Here is a 12,120-nt window from a genome sequence, read left to right as displayed (position 1 = left end):
CAACCACAGTTACGGGACAGCCCTTAGCCCTGGGCGTGTTCGACGAGCGGCAGCACGGTGCGCGGGTCACCGCCTGCGAACCACACCCCGATCACGAACGCGGCAGTGGCTTCGACGTAGCCGGCTCGGTCCAGGCCGCCCGCGTCGAGCGGGAGTGCGCCCAGGTCCGTCACCAGTGCGCGTACCAGAGCCAAGGCGTGGGCGTCATCCCCGCACAGTGGCACCGCCAGGCCGTCCGGATACCGAGCCCACACCTCGGCCGCACACAGGTTGAACGCCTTGATGACGTGTACGCCGGGCGCCGCATCCGCGATCCGGCGCGCCGCGGACGAGCCGCCGTCGGTGGTGAGCATGGGCCCGCCTGGCCCTGGCACGATCGGGTTCGAGCAGTCGATCAGGGCCCGTCCCGCGAGCACGTCGGCCAGCGGCTCGACCACGTCGAGCATCGCGCTGTGCGGAAGCGCGGCGAGCACCGCGTCCCCGTGGGCGGCGGCCTCGGCGAAACTGCCCGCGCGGGCCCCGAGCCGGGCAGCGAGATCCGTCGCCCTTTCCGCGTCGCGCGCTGCGACCACGATGTCGTGCCCGGCCTTCGCCCACCTCGCACCGAGAGCCTGCGCCATGGCACCCGCACCCAGCATTCCGATCCGCATAACGATCCCCTTTCCTCACCTGCCGGTTCGTCCGGTGAATCTAGGTCGGCCGAAAGGAACCATTTGGTATCCGTCGGGGGCCCATAATCGGGGGAGTGACGGGGAGCAACGGCGAGTATCTGGCGGACTGTCGGGCGCGTGTGGGCTTCGACCTGCTGACCAACCGGTGGAACAGCGTGGTCGTGTTCGCGCTCGCGGACGGCCCGATGCGGCCCGGGCGGCTGCGCGCGGCCATCGGCGGAATCAGCGCCAAGGTACTCAACGAGACACTGCGCCGCTTGGAGTACGACGGACTCGTCGAGCGGCGGGCCTACGCGGAGGCGCCCCCGCGCGTCGAGTACGAACTGACAGACCTGGGCCACAGCTTCATGGTCCCGATCCGTGCCATGGGCGCGTGGTCGGCGGAACACGGCCATCGCGTCCTGGAGGCCCAGGACCGTGCCGACGAGGCGTCAGCAGTGGTGTAGGTGTGTGGGCATGCGGCGCCGTACTTGCCGGATCATCCCGGTACCGGTTGCGGCAGCCCGCCACCCGTCGCGATCCGATTCTCCGATCGACCCGTCCGCCGCTGTCCGGCACGGAAATCCGGAAGTGGCCCTCCACCGGCGTGTGGAGGGCCACCTTCGTGGCTCAATGGTCGGCCGACCGGTGTTGCGGTGCTGCTACGGCGCCACCTTCAGGAGCTTGTTCGCGGTGCCTGAAGACGGGTTCTTGATGGCGTCCGCGGTGGCCGACCCGGACAGCGCGGCGGCCGTGTCGGCCGGCGTCGCCGACGGGTTTGCCGCCAGGTACAGGGCCGCGGCACCCGCCACGTGCGGGCTGGCCATCGACGTTCCGGAGATCGTCTTGACGCCCGTGTCGCTGTCGTTCCAGGCCGAGGTGATGTCCGAGCCGGGCGCGTACAGGTCCACCACGGAGCCGAAGTTCGAGAAGTCCGACTGCTCGTCGTCCTTGGTGCTGGACGCCACGGTGAGCGCCTCGGGCACGCGGGAGGGCGAGCCCTGTCCGGCGTCGGAGGACTCGTTGCCGGCCGCCACCGCGAAGGTCACGCCGGAGGCGATGGCGCGCTGGACCGCCGCGTCCAGGGCCTCGTCGGCGCCGCCGCCGAGGCTCATGTTCGCGACCGAGGGGCCGGAGTGGTTCTGGGTCACCCAGTCGATGCCCGCCACGACCTGCTCGGTGGTGCCGGAGCCGTTGTCGTCGAGGACACGAACGGCCACGACCTTGGCCTTCTTGGCCACACCGTGGGCCGTACCGGCGATGGTGCCGGCGACGTGCGTGCCGTGGCCGTTGCCGTCGTCGGCGGTCTGGTCGTTGTCCACGGCGTCGAAGCCGTGGGCGGCCCGACCGCCGAAGTCCTGGTGCGAGATCCGGACGCCGGTGTCGATGACGTACGCGGTCACGCCCTCGCCGCCGCCATCGGGGTACGTGTACTTCTGGTCGCCGGCCGTGTCGGCCTGGTCGATCCGGTCCAGGCCCCAGGACGGGGGCTGCTCCTGGGTCTCGTTGATGCTGAAGCGCTTGTTCTGCACGACCGTGCCGACGGCCGGGTCGGCGGCGAGGCGCTTGGCCTCGTCGACGGACAGACCGGAAGCCGAGAAGCCGTTGACCTCCGATCCGTAGGAGCGCTGGAGGGTGCCGCCGTACTTCTTCGCGAGCTCCGCCTTGTTCGCGGATGCGTCGAGGATGACGACGAAGCTGCCGGAGACGGCGCCCGGGGCCCCGAGTCCGTGCACGGTGCCTTCCGCCGGGGCGGCTGCCCCGGCGAGATTGGCCGCGAGCAGTGCGGTGGCGGCCGCGGCCGCGGTACCTGTGGCTATCGCCGCGTTACGAAGTCCGCGGCGTCGCTTGTGAGTTGCCATGAAGGTGGTTCTCTCCTCGTGTTGACGTGTGGGGCGTCAAACGTTCGAGAGAACCCTGTGCGGATTGGCAGGAGCAAATCAAGTGCGAACCCTGGGTGACACGTTATTCAACAAGGTTTCTTAAAGTTCTCTCCGCACCTCCTTCATGTCGCACACGTGATCTCGCCAACTCCTGCCGGAAATGGGCACGGAGAGCTCCGGACCTCGGATGGTGGCGCCGACAGGTGCAGTGGGACGGTGGCCGGCATGGGTGGGGGAGCGCCGGCTGCTCGCTATGCCGGTCCGCCTGGCCCGGAGGAGGTCGAGGCTGAAAACTATCAAGTGCTCTACGATCGTTCTTGCAGTGATAGTTTCAGTGTCGACGTCAACCCGAACAGAGGCAGCCATCCCATGTCTCCGAAGACCCAGCCCCGACACCGCGGGCTCCGCGTCGCCGTGTGGTCACTCGTCATGGTCCTGGTCGTGGCCGCAGGCCTCGTCGGTGTGGTGCTGTGGCGCAACTCCTACGAGATGGACGAGCAGCGGGTCTCGATCCGCCATGGCGGCCACACCCTCAACGGCGTACTGGCCACCCCCAGGGACGGCCTCAAGCGCCACGGGCTGGTCGTGTACGTCCACGGCGACGGCCCCGTCGACGCCACCCACGACGACGGCTACAAGCCCATGTGGGAGGCGAACGCCAAAGCCGGCTACGCCTCCCTGTCCTGGGACAAGCCCGGCGTCGCGGGCGCACCCGGCAACTGGCTCGACCAGTCCATGGACGACCGGGCCGACGAGGCGGCCGCCGCGATCGCCTGGGCACGCGCCCGCGCGGACATCGACAGTGACCGGATCGGGCTCTGGGGCGCCAGTCAGGCGGGCTGGGTCCTGCCGAAGATCGCCGCCAAGACGTCCGTGAGCTTCGTCATCGCCGTCTCACCCGCGATCAACTGGCTCCGGCAGGGCCGCTACAACCTCCTCGCCGAGCTGCGCGCTGAAGGCGCATCAGCAGCCCGCGTCAAGGCGGAGGTCGCCAGGAGCGACACCACCCGTGGGTTGCTGGGGAGCCACGCGACCTTCGAGGAGTACGTCAGGGCCATGGGCGGAGATGCGCACGGCATGACCGCCGATCGCTGGGGCTTCATCTCCAGGAACCACACGGCGGATGCCACGCAAGACCTCCGCGCCCTGCGCGGCGTACCGCTGTTGCTGACCCTCGCGGGCCACGACATCAACGTGGACATCGCCGACACGGAGCGCGTCTACCGCGAGGTGCTGGACGCCGGTGGTGCGTTGACGGTCAAGCGTCACCCGGACGCGACCCATTCACTGCTCAAGCAGTCCATCGAGCGATCGGACTTCAAGACCACGCTCACCGCGCTCTTCTCTCCCCACTCGCTCTTCGCGGACGGATTCCTGGACAGCCAGCGACATTTCCTCAAGGAACTCGACCGAGGAAGCCAAACCACTCCGTCAAACCCCCGCGAGCCAGGCCCGCGCGGCAGGGAGTGAACGCCATGATCGACGGCGAGCTGGTCACGGATCTCTTCCGGGTGGCCGCGCTGGGCCGGGTGGGACCGGGGGGGCATGCGCGGTGGAGAAGCGGTGGTGTCAGTGGCCGGCGGTAGCGTCGAACGCATGGGATTCACCAGCGCGTGGGCGATCGGCGGCCACACCGAGGAAGACATCGCGAGCCTCGCGCCGCGGCTGCTCCCCGCGATGCGGGCGGACCGCGACCGCCCGGACGCCGCCCGCCGCTGGCAGGAGTGGCAGCGGTCCCCGCTCCCCGACCATCGCACCTGGTACGACGACTACGGATCTGCCATCGATTCGTTCCGCGAGCTCACCGCACCAGGGAGCCACGTCGACGACGTCTGCGACGGCACGGCGGACCCCTCCTTCTACGTGGTGGACGATGTGTGGGACGGGCAGAGCGAAGACACGGTCTTCCTCTCGGTGCACAGCAAGGAATATGCGCTCTCCTCCTTCTTCCACGCCGTCGGACCGGCCCGGGCGGCACTCCTGCCGGGCTGGTGCGGCACCTTCCTGCTCACGCCGGCCCAGGTCGCCGACAGCCTGCCGCAGGTCGAGCGAGCCCTCACCTTCACCCCGGCCGGGCGGGCGGCGGCGGAAGCCCAGGACTGGCTCGACTACATGGACGGCGAGGAATGCGTCCTCGACGGCCCCTTGCGCGTCTGGCGTACCGCCGCACGCAGAGGGCTGGGCTTGTGCGGCCTGTCCGTGCACCTCACCTGACGGCGACCCAAGGGAGCCACGAGGGGGTGGCGCGAGCGCAGATCCATGAGCGGGCGTCACCGCCCTGGTTCCGCCATGCGTGCGTTTTGCCGGACCGGCAAGAACAATTGCCCTCCTTGGCGCGGGAGTTGCAGCCTGGTTCGAGGCGATCGAAAGCAGAGAGGCTGAGCATGAGTGACCGTACAGGTGCCAGGCCCGCACAGGGATCCGGCGATCACGTGCCGGTCAACGACCGCGTCCACCACGTTGGCTCTGGTGAGCTGGAGGGTTTCGCCGCCATCAGCGGAGGCACGGTCGGATCGAAGAAGCTCTGGATGGGCCTCGTGGAGAACCCGCCTCTGAGCTCGACGGACAACCATCATCACGGTGACTCGGAGGCGGGGATCTACGTGGTGAGCGGTCACCCCGTTTTCGTCTATCACGACGGCACACAGGAGGTACGGCTGGCCGCCAACCCAGGGGACTTCTTCCTCGTCCCCCCGTTCGTCCCGCACAGAGAAGAGAACCCCGACCCGAAGGAGCCCGTGGTCGTCGTGATCGCTCGGACCACTCAGGAGCCGATCAAGGTCTCCGTGCCAGAGCTGTACCGGTTCGAGGAGTCGGACACGCAGTCGAGCCGGGCGATGCCGTAGGGCGAGTACGTCGACGGGCCGGTCCCCTCGAACGTGCGACAGCGTCGCTGCCGGGAGGCGGGCGAGGGGCTGGCGCCCGCTCGCCCGCCTCCTCGCTCCAGCAGGTGTCATCGCGGCTCGGTCGCCGGCCAGGCTCGGGGGTAGGGCACGCTCAACACCTCGGGCGCCACGGGGGTGTGGTCGGCGGCGGCGTGGAAGAGGCCGTCGCGGAGGACTATGGCGCCGCTGCCGAGCATGGCCGTGACCAGTTCGGCGGCAAGGGCTTCGGGGGTCACGTCCAGGAGGCGGGCGGCGTCGGTCAGCCAGGCGCGGGCGTGGAGGTACGGCTCGATCTCGTCGGCGGAGATGCCCTCGCGGATCATCAGGGCGAAGGCGAGGATCCGGCGGGCGCCCTACCAGACCGCTCCGGACGGGTCGTCGACGAGCCGCTGGGCCCGGCGCAGGGCGGCGGCGCTCGTGGCTGCCGGGTCGGTGGGGATCGGGCCGTGGGAGGGGAGGACCACGCGGGGGTCGAGGGCGGCCAACCGTTGGAGGGAGGCGAGCGCGGTCGCGGCCGCGTCGGGCCCGTCGAGGGCGAGGTTGACCCAGCCGACGTCGTAGTCCGACAGCGCGTCACCGACCACCAGCAGCCGCTCGTCCGGCTGCCACAAGGCCAGATGGCCGGGGGTGTGGCCGGGAGTGCGGACGACCTCCCAGTCGGCGCCGCCCAGCCGCAGGACCTGGCCGTCGTCGAGCGGGACGTCCACGGTGTACGGGGCGACCGGCTGGTCGAGGTACTCGGCCGCGCAGCAGCCGGGGTCCCGGCGGGTGATCGCGTCGGCCTCCGGAGTTCCGGCGGCGATGGCGGCGCCACTGGCCTGGAGGAGGGCGTTGCCGCCGACGTGGTCGGAGTGCCAGTGGGTGTTGACGACGAGGGCGATGTTCCCGGCGTGGGCGCGGGCCCAGACGATGGTCTCCTCCGCATGGGCGACGAAACCGGTGTCGACCAGGGCCGGCTGCCGTCCGGGCAGCAGGAGGGTGTTGGCGTCGGGGAAGGGGCGCTGCCACCACGTCAGCCACGACGGCAGGGCCGGAGCGGACCGCTGGGGGCTCGTGCGGCGGACCTGTTCACGCGGCCGGGCCCGATGCGAGTGATCCGTACGCCGAGGTGGGACATCAGGCCCTGCGGCTCGAAACTGTCCCGGACGCGCTTGCGCACCGCGGGGCTCGCCTGTTCCTGCTGCGTATGGACTTCCACGCGCGTGCTCTCCTTCGGGCCGTGTCGGGCGGAGCGGTACGGGTTCCTCAGCCGGCCAGACGTTCCACCAGCAGGAAGGCGCCGATCGCGATCATCATGGCACCGCTGATCCGGGTGACGACCCGGGCGGCCGAGGGCCGGGTGCTCAGCACCGTGCGGGCCAGGACGCCGACGGCGAGGTAGACGACGACGCACGCGGTCAGGTGCATCGTGCTGAGCAGCCCGGTCTGCGCGGCGACCGGCCAGCCCGTGGCAGGGTCGATGAACTGCGGGAACAGCGAGAAGTACAGCAACAACGCCTTCGGGTTCAGACCGCTGATCCCGAACCCCTTGAGAATGACCCGCAGCCGGGACGCGTCCGCATGGCCTTCCCCCGTTGCCGGGACGGCCGGCTGACGCAGCACACCCCACCCCAGCCACAGCAGGTAGCCGGCGCCCGCCAACGTCAGAGCGGTGAGCGCGGCCGGGGAGCTCGCCACGATCACCGCGAGGCCCGCGACGGCCACGAGCGCGTAGGCGGCGTGGCCGGCGATCAGCCCGGTGACGGCGGGGACGACCGAGCGACCCCGCAGACCGGCGGAGATCGCGTAGGCCCAGTCCGCGCCCGGGGTGAACACCAGCAGCAGGTCCACTACCAGGAAGGCCGCCAGTGTCGTCGTGTCCATCGATCGTTCCCTCTCGCACTTTTTACTACGGAGGGAAGGCTAGGCCGGATGCGCCCGAAGGTGTTTGCGTCTTTACCTCGTAATCCCGCAATGTGAGGGAGAATCTTCTCCATGGACGCCATGGACCGGAAGATTCTTACCGAGCTGCAGCTCGACGGCCGACTGACGATCACCGAGCTGGCCGCCCGCGTGCAGCTCAGCGTCTCGCCCTGTCACCGCCGACTGCGCGACCTGGAGCGCGAAGGTGCCATCCGCGGCTACCGCGCCGTCGTCGACCCGGCCGCCGTCGGCCTGAACTTCGAGGCCCTCGTCTTCGCCACCCTGCGCTGGGAGACCCCTGACACCGTCACCGCCTTCGAAGAGGCCGTGTCCGCCGTCCCGCACGTGCTGCAGGCACAGCGCCTGTTCGGCGAGCCGGACTACCTCCTGCGAGTCGCCACCGCCGACCTGTCCGCCTTCCAGCAGCTGTACGACCAGGAGCTCGCCCGCCTGCCCGGCGTCCAGCGCCTGACCTCCACCCTCGTCATGAAGAACGTCATCGACGACCGGCCCCTGCCCGAGTAGTCGGAAGGTGGCCCGAGGTCGAGGAGATCAGGGTGGGTGGCGTCATCAACGAGCCGATGTGCTCGGCTCCCATGCCCATGCCCATGCCCATTCCGATGCCGATGCCGATGCCGACGCAGTACGGTCCGCGGCGAGCCCCCAGCCGCGCCCGTGACGACGCTGGGGGCCTGCCCGTACAAGACGGCGGGTGTCAGTCGCCTGTCGGCTTCACCTTGGCGGCGGCAGCCGTGGCGGTCGCCGCCGGGGGCTTGAGCTGGACCCAGCCGGCCTTGCTCGGTGCGCCCTCCTCGTCGAGGAGGAAGAGCATGTCGTGGCCGGGCGGGGCCGCGGCGGCGGTCGGCGGGGCCTGAAGCTCCAGGAAGTTGCCGCTGCGGCTCTTGATGCGCAGTTCGAGGTGTCGCTGGCTGGTGTTGATCGAGTGGGTCGCGGTGGTCGGGGCCAGTAGCACGGCGCGGGTGACCTCGCTGGGCGTGCTCGTACTGACCGTGATCTTCTCGTTGTAGCCGACGCTGGGGTTGAAGATCAGGCCGAGCGAGGGGCGGCTGCCCTGGTGGAGGTAGGCCGGCTCGTAGATCTCGATGCTGCCGTTGTTGTTGTCGGTGATGTCGGGGTCGTTGGCGAGCTGCTGGAGCTCGTCGCCCGTGATCATGACACGGCCGTCAGGGAGCACCACGCCGTTGGAGTGGTAGCCGCGCGGCAGCCGCTGTACGGGGCCGAGCTTCCAGTCGCCGTTCTCGTCGCGGAGTTCGACCTGGCGGTACTTCAGGTCGGCGTTGGGGTTGTACGGTCCGTTGCCGTAGTCGCGGATGTCGAAGGCGCCGTTGACGGTGAGCAGGTTGCCGTTCGGCAGGAGCAGGGTGTCGTCCTGGGTGCGGCCGAAGGCACGGGGCTTCTCGGTGTTCCACTTGCCGCCGGCCAGCCGGTAGGTGTTCGGGTCGTTGCGGTCGCCGCCGAGGACCAGGACCGAGTCGGGGCCTCTGAAGCCGGCCGGAAGGGGGACCGCGGAGCCGTAGTTGCGCCTCCACTCGCCGCCGTCGGGGCCCGGCCTGTCCTTGTTGACGTCCGGGCGGTTCGGCAGGTCGGTCCTGGTGCTGCGACTGCTCGGTGACGGCCGGCTCACCGACAAGCCGCCGGCCGACGTCCGGCCGACCGACGCCTTCCTGCCCATCCCCGACATGCAGCGGATCAACGGCAAGAGCTGGTACTGGGCGTACGGGACGGGCGACGCCGGTGACGCCGTCTGCCGGACCCTCTCCATCGCCGACGGCGACGAGCACGTGGACGTCCGTGAACGCCCCGACCGACCGCTGAGCACCTGGCCCTGCTACGCCGGAGTGAAGAAGGTCGACGCGATCCTGCTCGTCCCGGACGAGCAACGGATCAACGGCCGGAGCCGGTTCTGGCTGTTCCACTCCGTCGAGGGCCGGCAGGTCTACCGGAAGATCTCGATCGCCGACGGCGCCGAGTCCGGACTTCCTCCCGAGCAGACGGCCGCGATCGACCTCCCGGACCGCTTGCTCTCCGCCTGGGTCTCGTTCAACGGCATCGAGAAGGTGGACGCCTTCCTGCCGGTCCCCGACCTGCAGCGGGTCGACGGCAAGAGCTGGTACTGGGTGTTCCACACCTTGATGGACCGCCAGGTCTACCGCCTGATCTCGGTCGCCGACGGCAGGATGCACCGGGACAACCTCGAACGCGGCGACCGCGGCCTCGACCTGTGGCGTTCGCTGGCCGGGATCGCGCGGGTCGATGAATTCCTCGCGGTACCGGACATGCAGCGGATCAACGGCATGAGCCTGTTCTGGGCGTTCCACCAGGACAAGTACCGGATCATCATGACCCGCGACGGCCACGGCCACGAGGACCAGGTCACGGTCGAGGACCGGCCGCTGACGATGTGGAGGTCCTTGACGGGTTGACCGGCTCCGTCCTTGGTCCGGCTGCGACAGTGGCCGGCGGCCGGCCTGTCCCGGAGTCCAAGGCCCAGCCTGCCGCCAGGTAACGCGCACGCGCTTCCACCGCCTCCCTGCCGGAGGCCCCAAGTAGCGCTGCACAGCGCGTTCGGACATGCCGGCACGGAGCCCTGATCGATCGGGATCGTCAGGGCTCTGGAGGATGGAGCAGGAGCTCTTGCCCTCCAGGCTTCGGCTTCTACGCGACGGGCGTACCCGCTGCGGGCCAGGTTCGGCGGTCGGGAATCACCCTGCGCAGGACCCACAAGCCGGCGCGCAGCTTCCAGTCGCCGGGGGAGCGGATTTCGGAGATGAGCGCGGCGGTGCTCCTGCCGATCGACCGCGACGCTTCCTCGGCCGCATCCGGGTCCAAGAGTCTGTCGCAGTTGAACCAGGCCAAGCCCCGTGCGACCCGGATCCCGTAGTTGGTCAACAGCTCGTCGCTACGGGTGAACAGCCTGTCCAAAGAGCTGATCCCACGAATGTACCTGGACGAAAGGTCGTCCTGGACCACGTCGATACAGGACGCCAGCATGTCGTTCATGCGGTGGAAGTCCGCGATGCGGCCGCGGTTGCCCGTGGACGTCGCCATGCGCCGCAAGGCTTCCGGCAGGTCGTACGACATGTGCGCCATCATGGAAAAGAGCACGTCTTCCAGCATGTAGGAGTGCCGGAAGCTCGAAGCGGCGAAGACATCTCGCCATGGTTGAGGGATGGAGTCCGGCAGATCACTGGGCTGAACTTCGCCCGCGGAGCCACCGGATCGTCCTGCCAGCCATTCGTCGATGCTGTCCATGGCGCTGAAGTAGGCCGATGCGAGCGTTTCACACAGCTCGGCGACCCATGGCGGGTCGTCGAACACGGGGGTGTCCGTAGCCAAGCCTGTGGCAAGCGTCGTCGTGAGGCGGTAATAGGTGTAGGCGAACGCGGCTCGGTGATCGTGTGTGGCGTCGTACTGCCTGACCCGGTCGGCAAGCAATCCGGCGACCAAGGTGACCTTTTCGACGGGGAGCATGAACTCGGCGGTCATCGGGAGTATTTTTCCTGCCGCCCGCTAAGCCGGCGTGCTGACCAGGCGGGTGTCCTCGGTCGCCGTGCCCCAGTCGCACACCAATTCCGCGAAGAGGCTCTGGCGGTCGGCTGCGACCTGGTAGTTCGCGATCCAAAGGGTTCCGAGCAACGGCATGCGGTACGTCGCGGCCATCCCTTCGTCGCGAATTTCGGCAGAGTACGTGAAGGTCCGCGTGAGCAGGCCCGGCACAGGGCCGAGCCTTTCGTCCCCGTTCACAACGACACTGGTTCCGTTGCGGTCCAGTACGTACTGCTCTTCCAAGAGGTACAGGGTCACGCCGAACTTGGAGATTCTGACGACATTGTCGGCCCGACCGAACTCGCCCTCGTCCGGCTTCGCCACGATCGTCGACGACTGCCGTGGCGCACCGGTGAGCAGCTCGACGATGTGCATGGAAGTCGCGAGCAGCTTGTTCGTGAAACCGATACGGCTGCGCATGAGGCGACGCCAAGAGGTGACGCGGAAGGTGGCTTTTCCGTGCCAGGTGCCGGTTCCGATGTCGAAGTAATAGACGTGATTGGGCGCGGTCGTGCGGTGTCGAGGAATGCCCTCGGGCTCCATTGTCACGTTTTGTAGCATATCATCACGCACTGTGAGTGATGGCTTTGGACGGCTCAGCCACTTAGGTCGACCCGTGAACGCAGAAAGTCGGCGTGGCCGTTGTGGCGGGCGTACTCCTGGATCATCGACACGTAGACCCAGCGCAAGCTGAGGGGAACTCCGCGAGAGGACGAGAAGGTCTCGTCGAGGTCATGCCCGGCCGCCGCCGCGTCGCACGCTTCGACCTCGGTCCGGAACAATCCGAAGTCCCTCTCCGCGTCGGCTGCGTGAACTCAGTCGAGTCCCTCATTGCCACCTGACGGGCTGGTGAAGACATCGGCGACAGCCTCGCCCGCGAAGCTTCGCCGAAACCACCACCGCTCTACCTCCGCCATGTGCCGGACCAAGCCGAGAAGAGTGAGGTTCGACGGCTCGACGGCTCGACGGTCGTCCGCGCCAATTGGGCCGGCTCAAGCCCGGCACACTTGGTCGGCAACGTTTCCCGGTGCCAGACTGAGCGTAGACGGCTCCATGATCACGTGGCCTTTGCCCGGCAATCGCAACGGCTGCCGGGCATGGGGGGAGTCTGGCGCGAAGGCCGCCGTGGGCGGGACCCTCAAGATGACCGACGGCGGCTGTCCCGGCACGGGCCTTGGACAGCTTCTGGCGCATACGAGACCTGAGAGGTCCCCGGGAAACGGCTCCCCACTT

Annotated in this window: 14 protein-coding genes and 2 pseudogenes; 7 read left to right on the top strand and 9 right to left on the bottom strand. The window is 68.8% G+C overall.

All coding sequences use genetic code 11. The features are described from left to right. Nucleotides 1-23 precede the first annotated feature (23 nt). A complete protein-coding gene (locus tag DEJ46_RS01095; protein ID WP_150263572.1) occupies nt 24-650 on the bottom strand; it encodes an NADPH-dependent F420 reductase in 627 nt (208 codons plus the stop codon). A gap of 95 nt (nt 651-745) precedes the next feature. On the opposite strand from DEJ46_RS01095, the gene DEJ46_RS01090 reads away from it, so the two are divergent. After that, entirely contained in the window at nt 746-1,117 is a 372-nt protein-coding gene (locus tag DEJ46_RS01090; RefSeq protein ID WP_150263570.1) for a winged helix-turn-helix transcriptional regulator, read from the top strand. Nucleotides 1,118-1,312: 195 nt separating this feature from the next. Here the strand turns inward: DEJ46_RS01090 and DEJ46_RS01085 are convergent, their stop codons facing one another. Then, nucleotides 1,313-2,512: a S8 family peptidase gene (locus tag DEJ46_RS01085; RefSeq protein ID WP_150263569.1), complete on the bottom strand. Its 1,200-nt coding sequence runs from the start codon at nt 2,510-2,512 to the stop codon at nt 1,313-1,315. Between the two features lie 390 nt (nt 2,513-2,902). Between DEJ46_RS01085 and DEJ46_RS01080 the strand changes: the two genes are divergently transcribed. The 3 genes from DEJ46_RS01080 to DEJ46_RS01070 all read left to right on the top strand — a co-directional run bounded on the left by DEJ46_RS01080 (nt 2,903) and on the right by DEJ46_RS01070 (nt 5,379). Next, a complete protein-coding gene (locus tag DEJ46_RS01080; RefSeq protein WP_150263567.1) occupies nt 2,903-4,003 on the top strand; it encodes an alpha/beta hydrolase family protein in 1,101 nt (366 codons plus the stop codon). Between the two features lie 126 nt (nt 4,004-4,129). Beyond that, nucleotides 4,130-4,747 carry a hypothetical protein gene (locus tag DEJ46_RS01075; protein WP_150263565.1) on the top strand — a complete coding sequence of 206 codons (618 nt, stop codon included), beginning with the start codon at nt 4,130-4,132 and terminating at the stop codon, nt 4,745-4,747. A 170-nt stretch (nt 4,748-4,917) separates the two neighbouring features. Continuing rightward, nucleotides 4,918-5,379, top strand: coding sequence for a cupin domain-containing protein (locus DEJ46_RS01070; protein ID WP_150263563.1), 462 nt, complete (start codon nt 4,918-4,920; stop codon nt 5,377-5,379). 107 nt (nt 5,380-5,486) lie between these two features. Here DEJ46_RS01070 and DEJ46_RS39590 read toward each other — a convergent pair whose 3' ends face one another. The 3 genes from DEJ46_RS39590 to DEJ46_RS01055 all read right to left on the bottom strand — a co-directional run bounded on the left by DEJ46_RS39590 (nt 5,487) and on the right by DEJ46_RS01055 (nt 7,281). Then, nucleotides 5,487-5,741, bottom strand: coding sequence for a hypothetical protein (locus DEJ46_RS39590; protein ID WP_223834443.1), 255 nt, complete (start codon nt 5,739-5,741; stop codon nt 5,487-5,489). A gap of 30 nt (nt 5,742-5,771) precedes the next feature. Next, complete coding sequence (locus DEJ46_RS39585; RefSeq protein ID WP_223835422.1) at nt 5,772-6,389, bottom strand: MBL fold metallo-hydrolase; 618 nt, start codon at nt 6,387-6,389, stop codon at nt 5,772-5,774. A 274-nt stretch (nt 6,390-6,663) separates the two neighbouring features. After that, entirely contained in the window at nt 6,664-7,281 is a 618-nt protein-coding gene (locus DEJ46_RS01055) for a LysE family translocator (RefSeq protein WP_150263561.1), read from the bottom strand. 111 nt (nt 7,282-7,392) lie between these two features. Between DEJ46_RS01055 and DEJ46_RS01050 the strand changes: the two genes are divergently transcribed. Beyond that, the gene (locus DEJ46_RS01050; protein ID WP_150263559.1) at nt 7,393-7,845 is read left to right on the top strand and encodes an Lrp/AsnC family transcriptional regulator; all 453 of its coding nucleotides are present in this window, start codon (nt 7,393-7,395) and stop codon (nt 7,843-7,845) included. Between the two features lie 190 nt (nt 7,846-8,035). Here the strand turns inward: DEJ46_RS01050 and DEJ46_RS01045 are convergent, their stop codons facing one another. Then, entirely contained in the window at nt 8,036-8,965 is a 930-nt protein-coding gene (locus DEJ46_RS01045; RefSeq protein ID WP_223834442.1) for a galactose oxidase early set domain-containing protein, read from the bottom strand. On the opposite strand from DEJ46_RS01045, the gene DEJ46_RS01040 reads away from it, so the two are divergent. Further along, complete coding sequence (locus tag DEJ46_RS01040) at nt 8,934-9,764, top strand: hypothetical protein (protein WP_223834441.1); 831 nt, start codon at nt 8,934-8,936, stop codon at nt 9,762-9,764. The two genes, DEJ46_RS01045 and DEJ46_RS01040, sit on opposite strands and share 32 nt — an antisense overlap. Nucleotides 9,765-9,996: 232 nt before the next feature. On the opposite strand, the gene DEJ46_RS01035 is transcribed toward DEJ46_RS01040, so the two are convergent. The 3 genes and pseudogenes from DEJ46_RS01035 to DEJ46_RS39575 form a co-directional block, all read right to left on the bottom strand. Continuing rightward, nucleotides 9,997-10,827, bottom strand: a complete 831-nt coding sequence (locus DEJ46_RS01035) for a DUF5995 family protein (protein WP_150263553.1) — start codon at nt 10,825-10,827, stop codon at nt 9,997-9,999. 24 nt (nt 10,828-10,851) lie between these two features. Next, nucleotides 10,852-11,436, bottom strand: a complete 585-nt coding sequence (locus DEJ46_RS01030) for a hypothetical protein (protein WP_150263551.1) — start codon at nt 11,434-11,436, stop codon at nt 10,852-10,854. 47 nt (nt 11,437-11,483) lie between these two features. Then, nucleotides 11,484-11,804 (bottom strand): annotated as a pseudogene (locus DEJ46_RS39575) (DUF664 domain-containing protein). 148 nt (nt 11,805-11,952) lie between these two features. Between DEJ46_RS39575 and DEJ46_RS39570 the strand changes: the two are divergent. Beyond that, nucleotides 11,953-12,087 (top strand): annotated as a pseudogene (locus DEJ46_RS39570) (IS5/IS1182 family transposase); the annotation flags it as partial. Between the last annotated feature and the right edge of the window lie 33 nt (nt 12,088-12,120).

It is taken from the genome of Streptomyces venezuelae, assembly GCF_008642375.1.
In the GTDB taxonomy this organism is placed as follows: Bacteria; Actinomycetota; Actinomycetes; order Streptomycetales; family Streptomycetaceae; genus Streptomyces; species Streptomyces venezuelae_G.
This window is presented reverse-complemented; position numbering and strand designations above follow the sequence as displayed.